18 protein-coding genes are annotated in these 22,204 nt (G+C 72.4%); 8 read left to right on the plus strand and 10 right to left on the minus strand.

From position 1 onward, the window contains the following. Nucleotides 1-143 precede the first annotated feature (143 nt). Complete coding sequence (locus tag ABZ154_RS08685) at nt 144-1,898, plus strand: NAD+ synthase (RefSeq protein ID WP_356830363.1); 1,755 nt, start codon at nt 144-146, stop codon at nt 1,896-1,898. A gap of 98 nt (nt 1,899-1,996) precedes the next feature. On the opposite strand, the gene ABZ154_RS08690 is transcribed toward ABZ154_RS08685, so the two are convergent. Both ABZ154_RS08690 and ABZ154_RS08695 read right to left on the minus strand, forming a co-directional pair. After that, nucleotides 1,997-3,247, minus strand: a complete 1,251-nt coding sequence (locus ABZ154_RS08690; RefSeq protein WP_356830365.1) for an MFS transporter — start codon at nt 3,245-3,247, stop codon at nt 1,997-1,999. Nucleotides 3,248-3,409: 162 nt separating this feature from the next. Then, entirely contained in the window at nt 3,410-4,435 is a 1,026-nt protein-coding gene (locus ABZ154_RS08695; RefSeq protein ID WP_356830367.1) for an endonuclease/exonuclease/phosphatase family protein, read from the minus strand. Between the two features lie 450 nt (nt 4,436-4,885). Between ABZ154_RS08695 and panB the strand changes: the two genes are divergently transcribed. The 3 genes from panB to ABZ154_RS08710 all read left to right on the plus strand — a co-directional run bounded on the left by panB (nt 4,886) and on the right by ABZ154_RS08710 (nt 7,865). Next, nucleotides 4,886-5,782: a 3-methyl-2-oxobutanoate hydroxymethyltransferase gene (gene panB / locus ABZ154_RS08700; protein WP_356830369.1), complete on the plus strand. Its 897-nt coding sequence runs from the start codon at nt 4,886-4,888 to the stop codon at nt 5,780-5,782. A 197-nt stretch (nt 5,783-5,979) separates the two neighbouring features. Further along, the gene (locus tag ABZ154_RS08705) at nt 5,980-7,002 is read left to right on the plus strand and encodes an ATP-binding cassette domain-containing protein (RefSeq protein ID WP_356830371.1); all 1,023 of its coding nucleotides are present in this window, start codon (nt 5,980-5,982) and stop codon (nt 7,000-7,002) included. Continuing rightward, complete coding sequence (locus ABZ154_RS08710; protein WP_356830373.1) at nt 6,999-7,865, plus strand: ABC transporter permease; 867 nt, start codon at nt 6,999-7,001, stop codon at nt 7,863-7,865. The genes ABZ154_RS08705 and ABZ154_RS08710 overlap by 4 nt, the downstream gene beginning before the upstream one ends. A 38-nt stretch (nt 7,866-7,903) precedes the next feature. Here the strand turns inward: ABZ154_RS08710 and ABZ154_RS08715 are convergent, their stop codons facing one another. Continuing rightward, nucleotides 7,904-11,314 carry a BTAD domain-containing putative transcriptional regulator gene (locus ABZ154_RS08715; RefSeq protein WP_356830375.1) on the minus strand — a complete coding sequence of 1,137 codons (3,411 nt, stop codon included), beginning with the start codon at nt 11,312-11,314 and terminating at the stop codon, nt 7,904-7,906. A 184-nt stretch (nt 11,315-11,498) separates the two neighbouring features. On the opposite strand from ABZ154_RS08715, the gene ABZ154_RS08720 reads away from it, so the two are divergent. Continuing rightward, nucleotides 11,499-12,305: a site-2 protease family protein gene (locus ABZ154_RS08720; protein ID WP_356830377.1), complete on the plus strand. Its 807-nt coding sequence runs from the start codon at nt 11,499-11,501 to the stop codon at nt 12,303-12,305. Nucleotides 12,306-12,319: 14 nt separating this feature from the next. Here the strand turns inward: ABZ154_RS08720 and ABZ154_RS08725 are convergent, their stop codons facing one another. From ABZ154_RS08725 to npdG, 3 genes are all read right to left on the minus strand, one after another. Beyond that, a complete protein-coding gene (locus tag ABZ154_RS08725) occupies nt 12,320-13,429 on the minus strand; it encodes an ABC transporter permease (protein ID WP_356830379.1) in 1,110 nt (369 codons plus the stop codon). Between the two features lie 148 nt (nt 13,430-13,577). Further along, on the minus strand, nt 13,578-13,760 hold the full coding sequence (locus ABZ154_RS08730; RefSeq protein ID WP_356830381.1) for a hypothetical protein: 183 nt from the start codon (nt 13,758-13,760) through the stop codon (nt 13,578-13,580). A 105-nt stretch (nt 13,761-13,865) separates the two neighbouring features. Beyond that, complete coding sequence (gene npdG / locus ABZ154_RS08735; protein WP_018511810.1) at nt 13,866-14,576, minus strand: NADPH-dependent F420 reductase; 711 nt, start codon at nt 14,574-14,576, stop codon at nt 13,866-13,868. Between the two features lie 123 nt (nt 14,577-14,699). On the opposite strand from npdG, the gene ABZ154_RS08740 reads away from it, so the two are divergent. After that, nucleotides 14,700-15,998, plus strand: coding sequence for an MFS transporter (locus ABZ154_RS08740; RefSeq protein WP_356830383.1), 1,299 nt, complete (start codon nt 14,700-14,702; stop codon nt 15,996-15,998). 115 nt (nt 15,999-16,113) lie between these two features. Here ABZ154_RS08740 and ABZ154_RS08745 read toward each other — a convergent pair whose 3' ends face one another. Beyond that, entirely contained in the window at nt 16,114-16,350 is a 237-nt protein-coding gene (locus tag ABZ154_RS08745) for a hypothetical protein (protein ID WP_356830385.1), read from the minus strand. Between the two features lie 58 nt (nt 16,351-16,408). Here ABZ154_RS08745 and map point away from each other — a divergent pair, with 58 nt between their 5' ends. Then, the gene (map, locus tag ABZ154_RS08750; protein ID WP_356830387.1) at nt 16,409-17,266 is read left to right on the plus strand and encodes a type I methionyl aminopeptidase; all 858 of its coding nucleotides are present in this window, start codon (nt 16,409-16,411) and stop codon (nt 17,264-17,266) included. Nucleotides 17,267-17,494: 228 nt separating this feature from the next. Then, nucleotides 17,495-18,160, plus strand: a complete 666-nt coding sequence (locus ABZ154_RS08755) for a biliverdin-producing heme oxygenase (protein WP_356830389.1) — start codon at nt 17,495-17,497, stop codon at nt 18,158-18,160. Here the strand turns inward: ABZ154_RS08755 and ABZ154_RS08760 are convergent. The 3 genes from ABZ154_RS08760 to ABZ154_RS08770 form a co-directional block, all read right to left on the minus strand. Further along, nucleotides 18,150-18,863: a PhzF family phenazine biosynthesis protein gene (locus ABZ154_RS08760; protein WP_356830390.1), complete on the minus strand. Its 714-nt coding sequence runs from the start codon at nt 18,861-18,863 to the stop codon at nt 18,150-18,152. The genes ABZ154_RS08755 and ABZ154_RS08760 overlap by 11 nt on opposite strands. A gap of 78 nt (nt 18,864-18,941) precedes the next feature. Beyond that, on the minus strand, nt 18,942-20,582 hold the full coding sequence (locus ABZ154_RS08765; protein ID WP_356830392.1) for an HtaA domain-containing protein: 1,641 nt from the start codon (nt 20,580-20,582) through the stop codon (nt 18,942-18,944). Between the two features lie 80 nt (nt 20,583-20,662). Continuing rightward, nucleotides 20,663-22,195, minus strand: a complete 1,533-nt coding sequence (locus tag ABZ154_RS08770) for an HtaA domain-containing protein (RefSeq protein ID WP_356830394.1) — start codon at nt 22,193-22,195, stop codon at nt 20,663-20,665. Between the last annotated feature and the right edge of the window lie 9 nt (nt 22,196-22,204).

Raw genomic sequence — 22,204 nt, forward strand, 5'->3', positions numbered from 1 at the left:
TCGGGACCGTCAGCGCCTCGGAGCCTCAAGGCCTCAGCGGGTCGGCGCCGGCAGTGGGTCCCACCTGCGGTTTCGGTCGGCCCGGGCAGATTTTGCCCGGGCCACCGGGACATCGCGTCAGAAAGACGATTACACTGGGCGGCGTGCCTCAACTACGCCTCGCACTGAATCAGATCGACTCGACCGTCGGCGACCTCGCCGGCAACTCCGAGGCGATCGTCCACTGGACCCGGCACGCCGCCGAGCAGGGCGCCCACCTCGTGGCGTTCCCCGAGATGGTACTGACCGGATACCCCGTCGAGGACCTGGCCCTGCGGTCGTCCTTCGTCGAGGCCTCGCGGCAGGCGCTGCGCGCGCTCGCCGCCCGGCTCGACGCGGAGGGCTTCGGCGAGCTGCCGGTCGTCGTCGGCTACCTGGACCGCTCCGAGTACGCCGCCGCGCGGTACGGGCAGCCCGCCGGGTCCCCGCGCAACGCGGCGGCCGTGCTGCACCGCGGCGGGGTCGCGCTCAACTTCGCCAAGCACCACCTGCCCAACTACGGGGTGTTCGACGAGTTCCGGTACTTCGTGCCGGGCGACTCGATGCCCGTCGTACGGGTCCACGGCATCGATGTGGCCCTCGCGATCTGCGAGGACCTCTGGCAGGACGGCGGGCGCGTCCCGGCCGCCCGGTCCGCCGGGGCCGGGCTGCTGCTCTCGATCAACGCTTCGCCGTACGAGCGGGACAAGGACGACACCCGGCTCGACCTCGTCCGCAAGCGGGCCCGGGAGGCCGGCTGCACGACCGCGTACCTGGCGATGATCGGCGGGCAGGACGAGCTGGTCTTCGACGGCGACTCGATCGTCGTCGACAAGGAGGGCGAGGTCATCGCCCGTGCCCCGCAGTTCTCCGAGGGCAGCGTGATCCTCGATCTGGAGCTGCCCGCCGCCGAGGCCGTCGCGCCCTCGGGTGTGGTGGACGACGGGCTGCGCATCGATCATGTGGTGCTCTCCGACCGGCCCGTGGCCGCGTACGAGCCGGAGTTCGCGGGCGGGTACGCGGAGCGGCTGGACGACGACGAGGAGGTCTACTCGGCGTTGGTCGTGGGTCTGCGTGCGTACGCTGCGAAGAACGGTTTCAGCAGTGTGCTGCTGGGGCTCTCCGGCGGGATCGACTCGGCGATCTGTGCGGCCATCGCGTGCGACGCGCTCGGCGCGGAGAACGTGTACGGCGTGTCCATGCCGTCGAAGTACTCCTCGGACCACTCCAAGGGCGACGCGGCCGAGCTGGCCCGGCGGACCGGGCTCAACTTCCGTACGGTGTCGATCGCGCCGATGTTCGACGCGTACATGGGGTCGCTGGAGCTCACCGGGCTCGCCGAGGAGAACCTCCAGGCGCGGCTGCGCGGTACGACGCTGATGGCCATCTCCAACCAGGAGGGGCAGATCGTGCTGGCGCCCGGCAACAAGTCGGAGCTGGCCGTCGGTTACTCCACGCTGTACGGCGACGCGGTCGGCGCGTACGGGCCCATCAAGGACGTCTACAAGTCGTCGGTGTTCCGGCTGGCGAAGTGGCGCAACCGGGCCGCCGAGGAGCGCGGGCAGACGCCGCCGATCCCCGAGGCCTCGATCACCAAGCCGCCGAGCGCGGAGCTGCGTCCGGGGCAGGTCGACACGGACTCGCTGCCGGACTACGACGTGCTGGACGCGATCCTGGAGATGTATGTCGACCGGGATCAGGGCATGGACACCATTGTGGCGGCCGGGTTCGATGCGGAGCTGGTGGCCAAGACGTTGCGGATGGTGGATACCGCGGAGTACAAGCGGCGGCAGTATCCGCCGGGGACGAAGATCTCGCCCAAGGGGTTCGGGAAGGACCGGCGGTTGCCGATCACGAACCGGTGGCGCGAGTCGTCTTAGCGGGGCGGGTGGTTACCGGGGGCGTCCGGTGGCCGCTTGGTCCTCAAACGCCGGACGGGCCGGGTGTGGACCTGGCTCGTCCGGCGCTTCGTTGGCCCTCAAGCGCCGGACGGGCCGGAAAAGGTGCCGGTCCCGCTGGAAACGGATGCCCGGTCCGTCCCGGGCGGGGTCGTGGACGTGCCCGCCACCACCCGCGACGCCCTCCCCGGCCCCCGGTCCAGGAAGCCCGCCGTCGCCGCCACCGCCAGGCCGATCACCGCGAGCACCGCGCCCACCAGCGCCGGGGACGTCCAGCCCCAGCCGGCCGCGATCGCCACGCCGCCCAGCCATGCGCCGCCCGCGTTGGCCAGGTTGAAGGCCGAGTGGTTGGAGGCGGAGGCCAGGGTCGGGGCGTCCTTCGCCTTGTTCATGACCAGCATCTGGAGCGGGGTCGTCGTCATGAACCCGACTCCGCCCAGCAGCACCACCATCACCAGCGCCGCCCACTGCACGTGCACCGTGAACGGAAACGCCACCAGCACCACCGCGAGGGCGCCGAGCGAGCCGTACAGGGTCGGGCGCAGCGCCCGGTCCGTGAGGGGGCCAGCGGCCAGGGCGCCCAGTGTCATCCCGATGCCGAAGAGGGCGAGGACGACGGTGACCGAGGACTCGCCGAAGCCCATCGCCTTCGTGGTCATCGCCGAGAGGTACGAGTACACCGCGAAGACCCCGGCGAAGCCGAAGACCGCGGTGAGCAGGCCGAGGAGCACCTGACGGTCACCGAGGGCGCGGAGCTCGCGGCGTACGTCCTGGTGGGCCTCGACCGGGATGCGGGGCACCAGGCGGGCCAGGGCCGCCATCGCGGTCAGGCCGATCACGGCGACCACGAGGAAGGTGGCCCGCCAGCCGAGGTGCTGGCCGAGCAGGGTGGCGGCGGGTACGCCGACGATGTTGGCGACCGTCAGGCCGAGGAACATCGTCGCCACCGCCCGCGCCTGTCGGCCCTCGGAGACCAGCCGGGCGGCGACGACCGCGCCGACGCCGAAGAACGCGCCGTGCGGGAGCCCGGCGAGGAAGCGGCCCGCGAGCAGCCAGCCGAAGTCGGGGGCGAGCGCCGAGGCCAGATTGCCGACGGTGAACAGCGCCATCAGGAGCAGCAGCATCTTCTTGCGCGGGACGCGGGAGCCGAGGCCGGTGAGCAGCGGTGCACCCAGGACGACGCCGATCGCGTACGCCGACACGAGGTATCCGGCGGTCGGCACGGAGGTTCCGAGGTCGTCCGCCACGTTGGGCAGCAGGCCCATCATGACGAACTCGGTCGTGCCTATGCCGAAGGCGCTCACGGCCAGGGCGAGCAGGGCCAGGGGCATGGGGGAGAACCTTTCACGATCACGCGGGGGCGGGCAGAACAGAGAGCCGTCGCCTCGGCGTGGACGCCGGGCGACGGCTGCGTCTTCTTTATGTATGCGACTGGAACAAATTGTCGCAGACGTTTTATGCCGCGAGGTGAACGGACGGTTGCGCGACCGTGGTCACAGCTCCACGCGCGCCGCGATCGGCAGGTGGTCGCTGTCGGTCGCCGCCAGGGTCCAGGAGGACTTCGGCTCGACACCCTTGACCATGATCTGGTCGATCCGGGCCATCGGGAACGACGCCGGCCAGCTGAATCCGAAGCCGTCGCCCGCCGCGCCCTGGGTGGAGCGCATCTGGGAGGTGACCGCGTTCAGGGAACGGTCGTTCATCGTGCCGTTGAGGTCGCCGAGCAGGACGACGCGCTTGACCGGTTCGTCGGCGATGGCCTCGCCGAGGGCGTCGGCGCTGTTGTCGCGCTGGTTGGCGGTGAAGCCCGCGTGCAGCTTCACCCGGACCGACGGCAGGTGGGCCACGTACACCGCCACCTCGCCCTGCGGCGCCTTGACCGTGGAACGCATGGCCCGAGTCCAGCCCATCTTGATGTCGACCGGCCTGGTGTTGCTGAGCGGGTACTTGCTCCACAGCCCGACGGTGCCCTGGACCGAGTGGTACGGGTAGCGGGCGGCCAGCGACTTCTCGTACGTGGACACCTGCCCGCCCGGCAGTTCCTGCAGGGCGACGACATCAGCCCCGGAGCCCGCGACCTGCTGGGCGGTGCCCGCGGGGTCGGGGTTGCCCGCGTTGACGTTGTGGGTGGCGACGGTGAGGTCGCCGCCCGTGCCGGACTTGTCGGTGATCAGACCGCCGAAGATGTTGAGCCAGATCACCGCGGGGAGCAGCAGGGCGATCAGCGCGGTGGCGGAGCGGCGCAGCAGGGCCAGGAGCAGCAGGAAGGGGATGAAGAGCGCTATCCACGGCAGGAACGTCTCGACGAGGCTGCCGAGGTTGCCGACCCGGTTGGGAATCTGCGCGTGGACGACCATCACGAGGGTCAGCACCACCGAGCAGAGGGCCAGCACGATCCCGCGCCGCCAGATTCCCCGGTCCCGGGCGGCTCTTTTCAGAAGGCTCCGGAAGCGGCTCCCGTCGGGCTGCGGCCGCTCCGCGCTGCCGTTGCCCGTGTCCGCCCCGTACGCCTGCACCATCGCGCTCGTCCTCACTGCCTTGCCGTACACATCGCCGCGCCCCCCGACCCTAGGTGATGGGCGGCGTCTTTCCCGCCGCCGACTTCCGTGCCGTCGACGGCGGCTCTCCGTCAGCAGGACGAGCGGAGCGGGACGGGAGGTTCCGGTTCGGGCCCGGCCGGTGGACGTCTGTGACAGAACGATCACACTCGCCGGGCTTCCGGGGCCGGCCCCTGGAGCAGCGTCGTGATGACGCGGTCGACGAGGTCGCCGGGGAGGCCAACGGTGCCGGAGACGGGCGGACCGACGGGTTCCACGTTCCGTACGAGGCCGGCGAAGAACCGTCCGACGCATCGCCGAACGGACGGCCGGTGCGGGCCCACTTCCCGTATGCCCGGGCGGGATGCCACCATGGAAGCGATCCGGGGACGCCGTCAGGGCGCCTCGAGATGACGAAGGAGTTCACCAGCCATGTCACCTTCGGCTGCACAGAATCCGTCTGCACAGAGCCCGTCCGCCCCCGCGGGTGCGTCCCCCGACAGCAGCAAGGCACTGTACGGAGGGAAGTCCACCCGCCGCGTCACCGTCCACGACATCGCCGCTGCCACCGAGCGCGGCGAGAAGTGGCCCATGCTCACCGCCTACGACGCGATGACCGCCTCCGTCTTCGACGAGGCCGGGATCCCGGTCATGCTCGTCGGCGACTCGATGGGCAACGTCCACCTCGGCTACGAGACCACCGTGCCCGTCACGATGGACGAGATCGCCATCCTCTCCGCCGCCGTCGTACGGGGCACCAAGCGCGCCCTCATCGTCGCGGACCTGCCCTTCGGCTCGTACCAGGAAGGCCCCGTCCAGGCGCTGCGCAACGCCACCCGGCTGATCAAGGAGTCGGGCGTCGGCGCGGTCAAGCTGGAGGGCGGGGAGCGGTCCCTGGAGCAGATCCGGCTGCTGGTCGAGGCCGGCATCCCGGTCATGGCCCACATCGGCCTGACCCCGCAGTCCGTCAACGCCATGGGTTACCGGGTGCAGGGCCGCGGCGACGAGGCGGCCCACCAGCTGCTGCGCGACGCCAAGGCGGTCCAGGACGCGGGCGCGTTCGCCGTCGTGCTGGAGCTCGTCCCCGAGGAGCTGGCCGCCGAGGTCACCCGCACCCTGCACATCCCGACCGTCGGCATCGGCGCCGGTGCCGGGACCGACGCCCAGGTGCTCGTCTACACCGACATGGTCGGGCTGACCGGCGGCAAGGTACCGCGCTTCACCAAGCAGTACGCGAACCTGCGCAAGGTGCTCGGGGACGCGGCGAAGGAGTTCGCCGAGGAGGTCGTGGGCGGTACGTTCCCCGCGCCGGAGCACACCTTCCACTGACCCACCCGGTCCCTCACCCCTTCCACTGACCCACCCGGTCCCTCACTCCTTCCACTGACCCACCCGGTCCTCATCGACCATTTCCCGCACCACCGACAGCCCGCCGACACCCCCACCGGCGGGCTGTCGCGCGTGGGGAAGCGGGTGCCGGTCCGTGTCGGCCGGCTGTCGGCGAGCTGTCGGCGGGCGCTGGTCCCATGGTGGACATGGAACGAATCGACAAGAACCCCAGGAGCGGCACCAACGCCGTCGAGGTACGGGGGCTGGTCAAGCACTACGGCCAGACCAAGGCACTGGACGGCGTGGACCTCGACGTCCGCGAAGGCACCGTCCTCGGCGTGCTCGGCCCCAACGGCGCCGGCAAGACCACGCTCGTACGCTGCCTCTCCACGCTGATCACCCCCGACGCCGGACACGCGGTCGTCGCGGGCTACGACGTGGTGAAGCAGCCCCGCCAGCTGCGCCGCCGGATAGGTCTGACCGGGCAGTACGCCTCGGTCGACGAGAAGCTCTCCGGCTGGGAGAACCTCTACATGATCGGGCGGCTGCTCGATCTGCCCCGCAAGCAGGCGCGGGCCCGGGCCGACGAGCTGCTGGAGCGGTTCTCGCTCACCGAGGCCGCCAAGCGGGCCTGCATGGAGTACAGCGGCGGGATGCGCCGCCGCCTCGACCTGGCCGCATCGATGACCGGCAGCCCGTCCGTGCTGTACCTCGACGAGCCGACGACCGGCCTCGACCCCCGGACCCGTAACGAAGTGTGGGACGAGGTGCAGCGGATGGTGGCCGAGGGTGCGACCGTCCTGCTGACCACCCAGTACATGGAGGAGGCCGAGCAGCTCGCCAAGGAGCTGACGGTCATCGACAAGGGGAAGATCATCGCCCGCGGCGGGGTCGACGAGCTGAAGGCCAAGGTCGGCGGCCGCACCCTGCACCTGCGGCCCTCGGACCCTGCGGAGCTGGCCGCGATGGGCCAGGCGATCCGGGAAGCCGGACTCGACGGCGTCGCCGGGGCGCAGACCGTACCGGACGAGGGGCTGCTGTACGTGCCCATCCTCACCGACGAGCAGCTGACCGCCGTCATCGGGCTGCTGGGCGCCCGGGGGATCTCCCTCGCCCACGTCTCCACCGCCCTGCCCAGCCTGGACGAGGTGTTCCTCGCGATCACCGGCGACAAGGCCGCTCCCCTCACCGACGCCGTTCCCCAGGAGGTCGCCGCATGAGCAGCACCACCACGACGCTGACTCCCGCGCCTGCCGGCCCCGCGGGCCCTGTACCGACGAAGGCCGCTGTGGCCGGCGAGGGCCGGATCGGGCTGCGGGCCGACCTGCGGCACATCGGGGCCCTGGTACGGCGCAATCTGCTCCAGATCAAGAAGGACCCGGAGTCGATGTTCGACGTCCTTCTGATGCCGATCATCTTCACGCTGCTGTTCGTGTACGTCTTCGGCGGCTCGGTCGGCGGCAGCCTCGGCGGTGACCGGCAGGACTACCTGAACTACCTGGTGCCGGGGCTGATGGCGATGATGGGCATGAACATCGCCATGGCCGTCGGCACCGGGGTCAACGACGACTTCCGCAAGGGGGTCATGGACCGGTTCCGGACGATGCCGATCGCCCGCTCCTCGGTCCTCATCGCCAAGATCGTGGTCGAGCTGGGCCGGATGACGGTCGCCATCGTCATCCTGCTCGCGATGGGCTTCGCCCTCGGTATGACGCTGGGGACGTCCGTGCTCGGACTCCTGGGGGCCGTCGCGCTGGCGGCGGTGTTCGGCGCGGCCATCATGTGGATCTTCATCGTGCTCGGGCTGGCCATGAAGACGGCTCAGGCGGTCCAGGGGATGGGGATGCTGGTGCTGATGCCGCTGCAGTTCGGTTCCTCGATCTTCGCGCCGCCGCAGACCATGCCGGGCTGGCTCCAGACCTTCACCGACTACAACCCGCTGTCCAATCTGGCGGACGCGGTGCGGGGTCTGATGATGGGCGGCCCGGTCGCCGCTTCCGTCTGGACGACGCTGGCCTGGGCCGCCGGCATCACGCTGGTGATGGCTCCGCTGGCGGTGGCCAAGTTCCGCAAGAAGACCTGAACGCGGAGGCGCCGACCGGTGCGCCTCGTCGCGCGTCGTCACGTCGGGGGCACCTGCCGGTACGCCTCCGCCAGGGCGGTGGCCTCGTCGAGTGTGAGGCCGCCGCCCTCCTCGTACGCCCGGGCGTACGCCGCCTCGTCGAGGTGGACCCGGGCGGCCTCCTCGGCCTCGGTCAAGGTGCGGCGCTCGACCGTGGTCGGAACATACCCTCCGGGCAGCAGCGCCGCTTGGAGGCCCAGCAGCCGGGCGGCGTCCGCGCAGGCCCCGGTCGCACCCGCGGCGGCGGACCCGGCCAGGGCGCGGGCGATCGCCGCCAGATGGCCCGAGGGCATGTGCGGGGCGATCATCATCGACAGCCGTTCCCGCGAACACCGCAGCGCCGTCAACGCGTTGCCCAGGGCGGCGGTGTACCCGCCCTCCAGGTTGTCCAGCCAGGCCAGCACCCCGAAGACGAACCCGTCGAAGACGGCTACATCGCCGAAGGTGAGGCGCGCGCGGATCATGTCCACCTGTTCGCGGGCCTCCGCCGTCCGGCCCTGCGCGCCGAGGACGAAGGCCAGATGCATCCGGGCGATCGCCACGGACTCGGGGCTCGGGGGCGGTCCTCCTTCGCACACCTCCCGCAGCGCGGCCTCGGCCTCCGGCAGTCGGCCCAGCTCGGCGAGCGGCCCGGCGTACCGGGCGCGCAACAGCGCCACCTGGGAGCTGGCGCCGATTTTCCGCGCGTACTCCACGGCGGCGGCGTAGTCGTCCAGGGCCTCGGCAAAGTGACCGGTCCGCTCGTTGGCCTCGCCCCGGGACGCCAGCGCCTCGGCCGTGCCCCAGTCGTCGTCGAGCCGGGTGAAGATTCCCAGGCTCTCCTCGGCGTCGGCGCGTGCCAGGTCCGCGTGGCCGGAGTGACCGGCCAGGAAGTTGGCGCGCAGCTGGAGGGCGGCCGCCAGCTCCCACTCGTAGCCGTAGGCGCGGGAGGCCCGGACCGTCTCGTCGAGGGCCTCGCGCGTCCGGTCCATGTCCCCGGTGAACATGATCGCGTACATCCAGAAGGTACCGGGCATGCGGCAAGTCTGCGGCTGGCCCGGCCGGTAGGCGTCGGCGATGATCATCAGCCGCTCCTGCCCCGCGGCGTCCGACCACGCGGAGATCGCGTCGTCCACGCTGGCCACCTGGATCAGGGCGGACCCGCGCCGTGCCTCCGCGAGCTGGCTGCCGTCCATCGGCGGCGGCCGGTCGATGGCCGGCTCCGGCAGCGAGGGAGCCCGGACGCCGGGCCGGGCGAACGGGTCGGGGCCGAGCGAGGAGGCGGCCTCGGCCCACTGGCGGGCGTCCGAGCGCAGGTCGCGCAGCATCCAGTACCAGGACAGCGAGAGCACCAGGCACAGCGCCTCGTGCTCGTCCCGGGCGGCGACGGCGTGGCGGAACGCGGTGCGCAGGTTCTCGTACTCGCGGCGGATGACCGCGATGGCCGCGCGCTGCCCCGCCCCGCGCATGGCCGGCCCGGTCGTACGGGCCAGCTCCCGGTAGTGGACGAGGTGGCTTCGCTCCACCGCCGCCCGCTCCCCGGTCTCCGCGAGGCGTTCGGCGGCGTACTCCCCGACCGTCTCCAGGAGCCGGTAGCGCATCTCCGCGTCCTCGCCGGGCGCGGCGACGACGAGCGCCTTGTCGACCAACGAGCCGAGCAGGTCCGCGACGTCGAGCGAGTCCACGGCGACGCTCCCGTCCTGCCCTGGCAGGGCGCAGACCTCCTCGGCGGCCGCGAGGGAGCAGCCGCCGGCGAAGACGGCCAGGCGGCGCAGTACGGCCCGTTCGGCTCCGTCCAGCAGCTCCCAGGACCAGTCGACGACCGCGCGCAGGGTCTGCTGGCGGGGCAGCACGGTCCGGCTGCCGTTGGTGAGGAGGCGGAAGCGGTCGTCCAGCCGGTCGGCGATCTGGCGCGGGGTGAGCATCCGCAGCCGGGCGGCGGCCAGTTCGATGGCGAGCGGCAGCCCGTCGAGCCGTCGGCAGATCTCGGCGCAGGCGGCCGCGGTCCCCTCGTCCGTGTCGGTACGGAACCCGGGCCGGGCCGCCGCCCCGCGCTCGGCGAGCAGGCGCAGCGCCATCGGGTCGGGCAGCGGGTCGATGGGGCGGACGAACTCGCCCGGTACGCCGAGGGGTTCGCGGCTGGTGGCGAGGACGGTGAGCTGCGGGCAGTGGGTGAGCAGGTGGTCGGCGAGGGCGGCCGCCGCCCCGACGACGTGCTCGCAGTTGTCGAGGAGCAGCAGCATCCGGCGTGGGGCGCAGTGCTCGGTGAGACGTACGAGGGCGTCGTCGCCGGTGCGGTCGACGGCCCGCAGCTCCTCGGCGCCGGCCCCCCGCAGCACGGTCTCCCGGGCGCCGAGCGCGCTCAGGACGGCCTCGGGCACGGCTTCCGGGTCGTCCACGGGCGCCAGCTCCGCCAGCCAGACGCCGTCGGGCCAGGCGTCGGCGACGGCCTCCGCGGTCTCCTGCGACAGCCGGGTCTTGCCCGCGCCGCCGGGACCGAGGAGGGTGACGAGCCGGGCGTGGGTGAGGTCCTCGCTCAGGGCCGCGATGTCGCCGTCCCGGCCGACGAAGCTGGTGAGCCGGGCGCGGAGGTTGCCGGGGGCGGGCGGGGGCGGCTTCCGGGCGGCGGGGGTCGGCTGAGGGGCCGGTGACTGCTGGGGGGCCGGTGCGGGCTGCGGGGCGGGCGGCTTCGCGGACTCGGGCGCGGCCGGTCCTTGGTGGAGGAGTTCGGCGTACAGGCCGCGCAGTTCCGGCCCGGGGTCGGTGCCGAGGCGGTCGGAGAGGACGGTGCGCACCTCGTCGTACGCCGCCAGCGCCTCGGCCGTGCGCCCGGCGTCGCGCAGGGCCCTGATGTGCAGGGCCTGGAGCGGTTCGTCGAGCGGGTGGGCGGCGCAGAGCGCGGCCAGCTCCCACAGGGCCTCGTCCGCCCGCCCGAGGACACGCAGCGCCTCCAGCCGGGCCCGCCGGGCGGCGAGCCTGCGGGACTCCAGGCGGGAGGCGGGCGCCGCGCGGTCGGGCAGGTCGTCGAGCGGCGGCCCGCCCCAGAGTGCGAGGGCCTCGTCGAGGACGGTGACGGCTTTCTCCGCGTCGCCCCGCTCCAGTGCCCGGCTCCCCTCCCCCGCCAGCCGTTCGAACCGGTGCAGGTCCACGGCGTCCGGCTCGGCGGCCAGCCGGTAGCCGTTCTCCACCGACTCGACGGCGTTCCGGCCCAGCGCCCGCCGCAGCCGCCCGACCAGCGCCTGGAGTGCGCCGGCCGCGTCGGCGGGCAGGTCGCCGTCCCACACCTCGCCCACGAGGACCCCGGCCGGGACGGTCCGTCCCGGGTGCAGGGCGAGGGCGGTGAGCAGGGCGCGCAGCCGCGCCCCGCCGAGGACGACGGCCGTACCGTCGTCACGGAGTGCCCGGGTGGTGCCGAGGATGCAGTAGCGCACGGGCCCATTGTCCGCGACGGACACGGTCACGGTGTCGACCGGGTGGAACTCCTGCCCCGGTCGTCGTCGTTCCCGCCGTGTCGGCCGTGTCGGCCGTGTCGGCCGTCTTCGCTCGTCGCTGTTCCCGCCGTGACGGCGCACGTACGACCGTCGCCGTTCCCCCAGCCCCAGGAGTTGTGTGCCGATGACCACCGCAGCCACCCGTGGCGACCGGAGAGTCAGCCCGGTCTTCCTCGGGATCGCCGCCGTCACCGCCGTCGCGGGCTGGGCCGTGTGGGCCGGCTCCGGAGGCGCCACCGGTTTCGCGGTCTTCCTCTTCGTCACCGGGGCATGGATCGTCTCGCTCTGTCTCCACGAGTACGCCCACGCCCGCACCGCACTGCACAGCGGGGACCTCTCGGTGGGTGCGAAGGGCTATCTGACGCTCAACCCGCTGAAGTACACCCACGCCCTGCTCAGCATCGTGCTGCCCGTCCTCTTCGTCGTCATGGGCGGGATCGGCCTGCCCGGCGGCGCCGTCTACATCGAGCGGGCCCGGATCCACGGGCGGTGGAAGCACAGTCTGATCTCCGCGGCCGGCCCGCTGACGAACGTGGCGTTCGCCGTCGTGTGCACGGCCCCGTTCTGGCTGGACGCGCTCGACGGGGTCCCGCTCGCCTTCCGGTACGCGCTGGCGTTCCTGGCGATGCTCCAGGTGACGGCGGCCATCCTGAACTCCCTGCCGATCCCGGGGCTGGACGGCTACGGGGTGATCGAGCCCTGGCTGTCGTACAGGATCCGGCGTCAGGTCGAGCCGATCGCGCCGTTCGGGCTCATCGCCGTGTTCGGGCTCCTGTGGATCCCCGGGGTGAACATCGCGTTCTTCGACGTGATCGACGGGCTGCTGGGCGCCCTCGGCGTCGATGACGCACAGCGGTACTGCGGTTACGACCTCTACCGCTTCTGGAAGGCGTTCTTCGGCGAGCAGAACCCGGTGTGCGCGGTGGGGTGACCGCGCGGCCGTCCTCACACGGCGGCGGCCGCCGGCTCCGTACGGGGTCCTCGCCGCTTCCGCCCCTCGCGCAGGGCGGCGGCGAGGATCGCCACGGCCACACCGCCGAACGCCCAGGCGCCGAGGATCCACAGGGCACCGGTGGTGGCGTTGCCGTCGAAGTAGACGGTGTTGCGGACCACCGTCGTACCGGCCCCCGGAGGCAGCGCCTGGCCGATCGCGCTCCAGAACGGTGGCAGCAGCGAGGACGGGTACACCCCGCCGGAACTGGGGTTGCCCAGGACCGTGAAGATCAGGATGGTGAGGCCCAGGCCGACCGTCCCCGCCACCGACTGGAGGGCGACGCCCACCGCGCCGGAGGCGAACACCACCAGGGTGCCGAGCCCGACCAGCTCCCAGAAGGCGCCCGGCAGGCAGTCCAGCACCGGGCCCACGATGATCGCGCCGCCGATGCCCGAGACGAAGCCGTACGGGAGCATCGCCGTCAGCCGGACCAGGGTGCGGCGCAGGGTGGGCTTCTTGGAGCCGGCCGCCATGTTCAGGGCCGAGGCGGCGAGGTAGCCGCCGATGGTCCAGCTGAGGACGAGGTAGAAGGACGACAGGCCCCGCGAGTCGCCCGCCGAGGGCGCGCGGAGGTCGCTCACGACGATCGTGCGGTTCTGCGCCCGCGCGACCGCCTGGAGGATCTCCGCGGCCGCCGTGGTGGCCGACGGGCCGCCCGCCGAGGCGACGAGCAGGGTGTCGGTGCGTCCGGCCGGGTCCACGACGAGGGCGGCGTCGGTGCGCCGGTCCAGCAGCCGTGCCCGTGCCTCGGCGCGGGTCGCGACGGGGGTGACGCGGAGGGGGTCGCCGGGGAGCGCGTCGAGGCGGGCCACCATGTCCCGCTCGACGGCGGGCGGTGCGACGACGGTGATCGGGACCTGGTGCGGCTTCGGCGCGTGGAAGGCGCCCATGTAGGACAGGGCGAAGCCGAGTTGCAGCAGGAGCACCCCGAGCATGACGAGCGCGGACCGGGTGGAGACGGCGTCGCGTACCTCCCCCAGGAGGCCCCTGTTCCCGCTGCCGGCCTGTGCGGTCGACCCCGCGCCGTCGTTCCTCGCGCCGTCGTCCCTCGCGTCTGCCACGCGGTCCTCCCTCGTCGTGCGCGCCACGGCCGTGGCGAGGCCGTCACATGGTCGGCCCCGGGCGGCGTCCGGTCACCGGGACACGCCCACGAGGAAGGGCCCTCGACCCATACGGCTCAGGGCCCGCGAAGGGTGCGGCGGGGAGGGGTCAGCCGGCGTCGGCGGCGGCCTCCACGCGCTGCTTGCGCACGTAGAACCACACCATGTTCGACGAGAGCCCCGCGATCAGCACCCAGATGATGCCGAGCAGGCTGCCCTGGACGAAGGAGACCACGGCCGCCGTGGCGGCGAGGACGCAGACGACGAGAGCGTAGAGAGCGAGGCGGGGCATGGGGGGCGGCTCCTGTCGGGGAACGGTCACGGTCCCGTCCAGTGTCCCCCATGCCCCGTTGTGCCCCGCCTCGGGCCCGGACCTCTGGATCCGGGAGGGGGCCGGTCAGACGTCGGTGGTGCGCAGTCCCGCGTGGGCCTTGTAGCGGCGGTTGACCGAGATCAGGTTCGCCACCAGCGACTCGACCTGGTGCGCGTTGCGCAGCCGGCCCGCGAAGATGCCACGCATCCCGGGGATACGGCCCGCCAGCGCCTGCACGATGTCCGTGTCGGCCCGCGCCTCGCCCAGGACCAGCACGTCGGTGTCGATCTCCTCGATGGACTCGTCCTGGAGCAGCACCGCCGAGAGGTGGTGGAAGGCGGCGGTGACCCGCGAGTCCGGCAGCAGGGCGGCGGCCTGCTCGGCGGCGCTGCCCTCCTCCGGCTTGAGGGCGTAGGCGCCCTTCTTGTCGAAGCCGAGCGGGTTGACGCAGTCGATGACGAGCTTGCCGGCGAGCTCCTCGCGCAGGGACTCCAGGGTCTTGGCGTGGCCGTCCCACGGCACGGCGACGATCACGATGTCGCTGCGCCGGGCGCACTCGGCGTTGTCCGTGCCCTCGACGCCGTGGCCGAGCTCGGCGGCCGCCTCGGCGGCGCGTCCGGCGTCCCGGGAGCCGAGGGTGACCCGCTGACCGGCGCGGGCGAGCCGGTAGGCGAGGCCGCGCCCCTGCGGGCCGGTTCCGCCGAGTACGCCGACGCTCAGGGCGGAGACGTCGGGGAGGTCCCAGGGGTCCTTGGCGGGGGGCTTGGGCGCGCTGCCGCTGTCCTGTGTAGTCATGGGCCGACCCTACTGCCAGGTAGGGCCCGGAATCCCGCCCCGGAGGCCCGGTCGCCCTCACCGTACGGCCGACGTGGAAATCGGTTTGCCCGGAGCGCCCCCTGGTACCGATCATGGCCCCTCGTGACCGACGCTCCCCCTGCCTCCCCTTCCCCGTCGCGGCTCCGCGCCCTGCTGCCGGACCTCTCGCCGTGGCGTTCCTCGCCCGACTTCCGGCTGCTGTGGATCCAGGGGCTGATCACGTACTTCGGCAGCTTCATGGCGCTCATCGCGCTGCCGCTCCAGATCAAGCACCTCACCGGCTCGCCGCTCGCGGTCGGGGCGATGGGGGCGGTGGAGCTGGTGCCGCTCGTGGTCTTCGGACTGTACGGCGGGGCGCTCGCCGACGCGGTGGACCGGCGCCGGGTCATCCTGCTCACCGAGGCGGGGCTCGGCGTGCTCGCCGCGATCCTGCTGGTCAACGCGCTGCTCCCGGAGCCGCTGCTGTGGCCGCTGTACGTGGTGGCCGGCGGGGTTGCCGCGCTGGCCGGGCTCCAGCGGCCCGCGCTGGACTCCCTGACGGCCCGGATCGTGCCGCACGCCCAGCAGACGGCGGCGGCCGCCCTGAACTCGCTGCGCTGGCAGATCGGGGCGATCGCGGGCCCGGCGCTGGCCGGTCTGGTGGTGGCGTACGCCGGTCACGGCACGGCGTACGCGGTGACGGTGTGCACGTTCGCCGCCTCCGTCGTGCTCTGCCTGCGGCTCTCCCCCGCGCCGCCCGCCGGGGACGCGGCCGGACCGTCGCTGCGCGGGATCGTGGAGGGGGCCCGGTACGCCTGGAGCCGGCCGGTGCTGCTGGGGACGTACGCGATCGACCTGGCGGCGATGTTCTTCGCCTTCCCGAACACCGTCTTCCCGTTCCTGGCGGACGACCTGGACGCGGAGTGGTCGCTGGGGCTGATGTACGCGGCGGGCTCGGTGGGCTCGCTGGCGCTCGGGCTGACCAGCGGCTGGACGTCCCGGGTGCGCAGGCACGGGCTGTTCGTGGTGTTCGGGGCGGCGGTCTGGGGGCTGGCGATCGCGGCTGCGGGCTGGTTCTCCAGCGTGTGGGTGGTGCTGGTCTGCCTGGGCGTGGCCGGGGCGGGGGACATGCTGAGCGGGCTGGGGCGCTCGACCATCTGGAACCAGACGATCCCGGAGGAGCTGCGGGGGAGGCTGGCGGGCATCGAGGTGCTCTCGTACAGCGTGGGGCCGCAGCTGGGGCAGGTGCGGGCCGGGGCGATGGCGGGCTGGACCGGGACCCGGTCGGCGATCTGGACGGGCGGGGTGGCGTGCGTGGCGTCGGTGGTGCTGCTGACGGCGGCGCTGCCGAAGCTGGTGCGGTACGACTCGGAGACGGATGAGGACGCGGTGCGGAGGCGGGAGACCCGGGTGGAGGGGTGACCCGGGGCTCTGCTCCGTACCCCGCCTCTCCAGCGCCGGAGGGGCTGACGTGCGGCCTCAGGGGCCGGAGAGGCTGACGTGCGGCCTCAGGCCCCGGAGAGGCTGAAAGATGCCCTCAATCGCCGGACGGGCCTGGTCTGCCCTTGTCCTCGTCGTGCCATTTGGGGTCGGTGTCCCATTCCAGGTTCCGGTCGCGGGCCGTGTCCATCGCGTGCTGCGCCGCCTCGCGGGAGGTGTAGGGGCCGAACCGGTTCTGGGCAGGGCACTCCGGGCCCTCCTCGACCTTCTTGTGCTCCAGGCAGTAGTACCATTCGCCCGGTTTGCCGACCGTGCGCTTCTTGAACAGGGCCATCGACGGCTCCTTTCCTCCCTGCCATGGTGCCCCGGGGGCGCTGGTTAGACTCGCTGGCATGTCTGGCCAGTCGCTTCTCGTACCAGGGGAGATCACTCCCGTCCGTTCCGTACCCGGAAACATCCGGCGCCCCGAGTACGTGGGGAAGCCGGCCCCGACGCCGTACACCGGCCCGGAGATCCAGGACGCCGACACCGTGGAGCGGATGCGGATCGCGGGCCGCATCGCCGCGCGGGCGATGGAGGAGGCCGCCAAGCACATCGCCCCGGGCGTCACCACGGACGAGCTCGACCGGGTCGCGCACGAGTTCATGATCGACCACGGCGCGTACCCCTCCACCCTCGGCTACCGGGGCTTCCCGAAGTCGCTGTGCAGCTCGCTCAACGAGGTCATCTGCCACGGCATCCCCGACTCCACCGTGCTGCGCGACGGGGACATCGTGAACCTGGATGTCACCGCGTACATCAACGGGGTGCACGGCGACAACAACGCCACCTACCTCTGCGGTGAGGTGGACGAGGAGTCGCGGCTGCTCGTCGAGCGCACCCGGGAGTCGCTGAACCGGGCCATCAAGGCGGTCCGGCCGGGACGGCAGATCAACGTGATCGGCCGGGTCATCGAGTCGTACGCGAAGCGGTTCGGGTACGGGGTCGTGCGCGACTTCACCGGGCACGGGATCAACTCCTCGTTCCACTCCGGTCTGATCGTCCCGCACTACGACAGCCCGCACGCGACCACCGTGATGCAGCCCGGGATGACGTTCACCATCGAGCCGATGCTGACGCTGGGCACCCACGAGTACGACATGTGGGAGGACGGCTGGACCGTGGTGACGAAGGACCGCAAGCGGACCGCGCAGTTCGAGCACACGCTGGTGGTCACGGAGACCGGGGCGGAGATCCTCACCCTGCCGTAGCCGGCCGCCCAGCCACCCGCCGTCTCCGCGAAATAGTCGAAAGCGGCCACTCCGGGCCTTCGGGGCGCACTTTTTACCGACAAGCAGTCGGGAACCAGTTGACTTAGGTAAACCTAAGTAGGAAGATCGGCGTACCGGCACGCGCCGCCGCGGCGTTGCGGCGGTCGCCTGCCGGTGTTTCCGTCTGTTTCTGGACTTCCCGTCCCCCTCGGTCCCCGGAGGCCCGCCTTGGACGCAACCGCCACCGTCACTCCCTTCTCGACGCTCATCCGCACCGCGTCGCACGAACAGCACACCGAGGCCGAGACCTCGACCTTCATGAGTGACCTGCTCGGCGGGCGGCTGGGTGTCGACGCCTACACGCGCTACACCGAGCAGCTGTGGTTCGTCTACCGGGCACTGGAGGAGGGCGCGGAGGCCCTGCGGAACGACCCGGTCGCCGGGCCCTTCATACAGACCGAGCTGATGCGCTCCACCGAGCTGGAGCGCGACCTGGCGCACCTGCGCGGGGAGAGCTGGCGCGAGGGTCTCGAGCCGCTGCCGGCGACCGCCGCGTACGCCGCCCGGGTCACCGAGTGCGCGCGCACCTGGCCCGCCGGTTACATCGCGCACCACTACACCCGTTACCTCGGCGACCTGTCGGGCGGCCAGATCATCCGCGGCAAGGCGGAGAGGACCTGGGGCTTCGAGCGCAAGGGCGACGGCGTGCGGTTCTACGTCTTCGAGGAGATCACCAACCCGGCCGCCTTCAAGCGGGGTTACCGCGAGCTGCTGGACGCGGTGAACGCGGACGACCTGGAGAAGCAGCGGATCGTCGAGGAGTGCAAGCGCGCCTTCGCGCTGAACACCGCGGTGTTCCGGGAGCTGGGCGAGGCGTTCCCGCTCAGCGCCTAGCCGCCGTCGTACGGCTTGCGGCCGTCCGGGGTTCAGCCCGGGCGGCCATCAGGACGCGGCCCCCTACCTCCACCGCTCCGTCCGGCGCGGGTGCTGTGAGGATCTGGGAGCCGCGTCCTTGTGTGATGTTCAGGGCCCGGCCGAGCCGCGCGCTCAGCAGCATGGCCGCCGCGCCCGTCGCCTCGTCCTCGACGACGCCCTCGCCGCGCCTCGGGAAGGCCCGCGCGCGGACCCGCCCGGCGGCCTCGTCCTCCCAGGCCCAGGCGTAGAGCCAGCCCTCCCCGGGCGGCGGTCCCGGCAGCTCCTCCACCTCGTCCGCCGTCGCGTACTGCTGGAGCGTGCGCGGCGGTGCCCACTCGGGGCGGGCGGTGATCCAGGTGAACTCCCCGTCCTGGCGGGCGAACACGTCCCCCACGGGCAGTTCCAGGACCTCCAGGTCCAGCAGCCAGGCCGCGCCGACCAGCGGGTGCCCGGCGAACGGCAACCGCAGCCCGGGGGCGTGGATGTCCACCCGGCCGCGCTCCGGGTCGTCGACGAACACGGTCTCGCTGAAGCCCAGTTGCCGGGCCAGCTGTTGCCTGGAGGCCTCGTCCGGGTGGCTGCTTCCGTCGCGTACGACGCCGAGGGCGTTGCCGTGGCGTCCATCGGGTCCGCAGAACACCCGCAGGACGTCGATGCCCCGGGGTACGTCGTAGTGGTTCACGTGCGCATTCAAGCATCACGCGGGAACGGCCGCGGGGCCGTACCTGCCGGCACGGCCCCGCGGGTGGTGCGGAGTTGATCAGGCGGTGGCGTTACGACGGCGGCGCGCCGCGACCACGAGGCCGGCACCGGCCGCCGCGACGAGGCCGGAAGCGCCGATCAGGGCGCCGGTCGGGACATCGGAGCCGGTGGCGGCCAGGGCGCCGGAGCCGCCGACCGAACCACCGGTGGTGGAGCCGCCGGTGGTCGAACCGCCGACCGTGCCACCGCCGGTGGTGGAGCCGCCCGGGGTGGAACCGCCGGTGGAGCCCGAACCGCCGGTGGAGCCCGAGCCGCCGGTGGAGCCGCCCGACGAACCGCCCGGGGGCAGCGTGGCGTCCTTGTCGAGCGAGACGGCGGCGTTCAGGGCGTCCAGCTCATCGCCCTTCTTGTACATGTCGCTGAAGGCCTTGGAGCCGTCCTCGGTGAGCGTCGCCGGGATGTCCTTGAGGTTGACGATGCCGTCCTTGGCGGCGAGCGCGCCGGCGGGCACCTTCAGGTCGGCGAAGGCCAGGCCGGTGAAGGTGTCGACCTTGCCGGAAGCCATGTCCTTGGTGGAGACGTCGGCGACGATCCTGCCCGTGGTGCCCTGGACGTCGACCTTCAGGTTGCTGAGGGAGAGGTCGAGCTTGTAGTCACCGGCGGTCTCGTGGCCGAGGAAGCGCACCTTGCCCTTGAACTGGGCGTTGAGGCTGTTCTTCTCGGCGTCGAGGTGGCCGGTGGCCTTGGTGAAGCGGTAGCCGTCGTCGCCGGCGGTGGCGCCGTCGCTCGTCTCGATCTTGCCGTGCGCGATCGGGCCGACGACGTACGAGCGGAAGGACTTCTTGAGGCCCCAGTCCAGGGTGCCGTCGACGACCGGGCCGCTGACCGGCCTGGCGGTCTCGGTGGGAGTCGGCGTGACGGGGGGCTTCACCGGCGGGTCGACAGGGGGCTTCACGGGGGGCTCGACCGGAGGCTTCACGGGGGGCTCGACCGGCGGGTCGACCGGGGGGTCCACGGGCGGGTCGACCGGGGGGTCCACGGGCGGGCCGACCGGAGGTGTGGCCTGCTTGACGGCCAGCGTGGCCGGGTCGGCGGGCATGCCCGCGGTGTAGCGGGCGAAGACCGCGCCGCCCTCCTTGGTGAAGGCGGTCGGGATGTCCGCGTACTTCATGCCCTCGGCACCGTTGGAGGGATCGACACCGTTGAGGTCGAGCGTGACCATCGCCAGGTCGTCGCTGACCACGGTGTCCTTGCCCGGGGACTTGACGGTGACGTCGACGGTGATCTTCCCGCTCTTGCCGACCGTGACGACCTTGAAGTCGGACAGCTTGATGTCCAGGGCCCCGCTGTGCGCCTCGTAATGCACGCTGCCCTTGAAGGAGGACGTCACACCGTGGTTGCCGAGGTTGTACTCCCCCTTGTCCAAGGGGAACTTGTACGTGCCGTCCGCGTTCTGGGTGACGCCGTCGGCCAGGGTGGCGGTGCCCTTGACCTTGCCGATCATGTCGCGCCAGCCGTAGTAGACCCCCCAGTCCAGCGCGCCCGACTCCAGCTGGAAGATCGGCGCGGCGGGGGCGTCGGCCGCGGCATCGGCGGGGGCGCCGTCGGCTGCGAAGGCCGGGAGGGCGAAGGTCGCGCCCAGGGCGGCAGCCGTGGCGACGGCTGCTGCAAGGGCTATGGGGCGGCGAGTGGCTGCCATGTCGGTGGGTCTCCTAGGGCAACGGGGGAGGAAGGGAGGCGTGGAGGAGGGGATGAGCGACCACAAGGCGCTCATGGGTGTCAGGAGGTCTGGGGGGCGTCGGAGCCCGGGGAGGCGGCGTCAGCGTCCGGGGAGGCGGCGTCGGAGCCCGGGGAGGCGTCGGCGTCGGGGGTCGGTGCGGCACCACGGCGGCGCAGCGCGAAGAACGTCCCGGCCGCGGCGAGCAGCAGCACACCGCCGCCGATCGCAGCGTACGTACCGGCGCCCGGGCCCGAGTCGGATGCGGCGGCGGCCGGTGCGGCGGAGGGCTCGGCCGAGGCCTTCGCGGTGGGCTCGGCGGCGGCCGTCGGCTCACTGCCGAGGTCGGGCAGCGGGGGCAGCTGGGCCTTGTCGTCGACGGCGACGGCGAGCGAGACCGGGTCCATCTCCGTGCCCGCCTTGTACATGGAGCCGAACGCCTCGGCCCCGTCCTCGGTGAGGGTGGCGGGCGCCTCGGTGAGGACGGCGAGGCCCTCCTCGGGCGCGAAGTCCCTGGCGGCGAAGGTGATCAGAGGGACGTCCTTGCGAGTGGCGCCCGCGCTGGTGACGTCGGCCGACAGGGTGCCCTCGCCCTTCGTCACGGCGACCGTGACACCGGCGAACTTCAGGTCGAGGTCGTGGGCGCCCGTGAAGTGGATGCTGCCGCCGAAGTCCGCGTCGAGCGTCTGCTTCTTCGTGTCGTACGTGCCCTTGCCCTGCGGGAAGCGGAAGAGTGCCCCGCCGTCCTGGGCGCCGTCGGCGAGCGTCCACTTGCCCTGGCCGATGGAGCCGGTGACGTACTCGCGGAACGTGCGGCGGACGCCCCAGTCGACGGCGGCGTCCTCGAAGCGGCCCGCCTTCTCCTTCTCGGCCTTCTTCTCGGCCCTGTCCTTCCCGGCGTCCTTCTTCGCATCCTCGTCCTTCGCGGCTTCGTCCTTCTTCCCGGACGGGGCCGGCTTCGGCTCGGCCGGAGCCTTGGTGTCCACGGAGAGGCTGATCGGGTCGAGCGGCGTACCGGCGGTGTAGTAGCCGGCGAAGGCGGCGGCACCCTGCGCGGTCAGCGTCGCGGGGACGTTGCTGAGGGCGATGGGGGTGGAACCGCCCTTCATGTCGATGCCGCCGAGGCCGAGCGCGGCGAGCGGCACCTGGGAGCGGTTGCTGACCTTGCCGGTCCCCCGCTCCTTGCTGACCATGTCGGCGAAGAGCGTGCCGCTGCCGCCGCTGATCCGGACGGTGGGGCGGCTGATGACGAGGTCCAGCTCGTTGGTTCCGTCGGCCTTCTTGTGGCCGGTGAAGCGCACCCCGCCGGAGAAGCCGGAGCTGAAGGCGCCGGTCACCGGGTCGTAGGAACCGCTGGCGGAGTGGAAGCGGAACTGGCTGCCGCCGACCGTGGCGGCGCCGCCGGTCAGGCTCCAACCGCCCTGGGCGATGGGGCCGGTGACGTAGCTCTGGAAGGAGGACTTGATGCCCCAGTCCAGCCGTCCGCCCTGCACCGTGCGGCCGGCCGCTTGCGCGGTGGCGGCGGGGAGCATGGCTCCCAGCAGCACTGCGAGGAGCGCGACGGCGAGCGCGCGGACGGATCTGGACGGCAGCATGAGGGACCC

This window comes from Streptomyces sp. NPDC006261 (assembly GCF_040613515.1).
Taxonomy (GTDB): Bacteria; Actinomycetota; Actinomycetes; order Streptomycetales; family Streptomycetaceae; genus Streptomyces.

Bases quoted from the DNA above. Each gene is read 5' to 3' on its own strand.
- ABZ154_RS08690 (WP_356830365.1), bottom strand. From the start codon at position 3,247: ATGCCCCTGGCCCTGCTCGCCCTGGCCGTGAGCGCCTTCGGCATAGGC.
- ABZ154_RS08695 (WP_356830367.1), bottom strand. From the start codon at position 4,435: ATGGTGCAGGCGTACGGGGCGGACACGGGCAACGGCAGCGCGGAGCGG.
- panB (WP_356830369.1), top strand. From the start codon at position 4,886: ATGTCACCTTCGGCTGCACAGAATCCGTCTGCACAGAGCCCGTCCGCC.
- ABZ154_RS08705 (WP_356830371.1), top strand. From the start codon at position 5,980: ATGGTGGACATGGAACGAATCGACAAGAACCCCAGGAGCGGCACCAAC.
- ABZ154_RS08710 (WP_356830373.1), top strand. From the start codon at position 6,999: ATGAGCAGCACCACCACGACGCTGACTCCCGCGCCTGCCGGCCCCGCG.
- ABZ154_RS08720 (WP_356830377.1), top strand. From the start codon at position 11,499: ATGACCACCGCAGCCACCCGTGGCGACCGGAGAGTCAGCCCGGTCTTC.
- ABZ154_RS08730 (WP_356830381.1), bottom strand. From the start codon at position 13,760: ATGCCCCGCCTCGCTCTCTACGCTCTCGTCGTCTGCGTCCTCGCCGCC.
- npdG (WP_018511810.1), bottom strand. From the start codon at position 14,576: ATGACTACACAGGACAGCGGCAGCGCGCCCAAGCCCCCCGCCAAGGAC.
- ABZ154_RS08745 (WP_356830385.1), bottom strand. From the start codon at position 16,350: ATGGCCCTGTTCAAGAAGCGCACGGTCGGCAAACCGGGCGAATGGTAC.
- map (WP_356830387.1), top strand. From the start codon at position 16,409: ATGTCTGGCCAGTCGCTTCTCGTACCAGGGGAGATCACTCCCGTCCGT.
- ABZ154_RS08765 (WP_356830392.1), bottom strand. From the start codon at position 20,582: ATGGCAGCCACTCGCCGCCCCATAGCCCTTGCAGCAGCCGTCGCCACG.
- ABZ154_RS08770 (WP_356830394.1), bottom strand. From the start codon at position 22,195: ATGCTGCCGTCCAGATCCGTCCGCGCGCTCGCCGTCGCGCTCCTCGCA.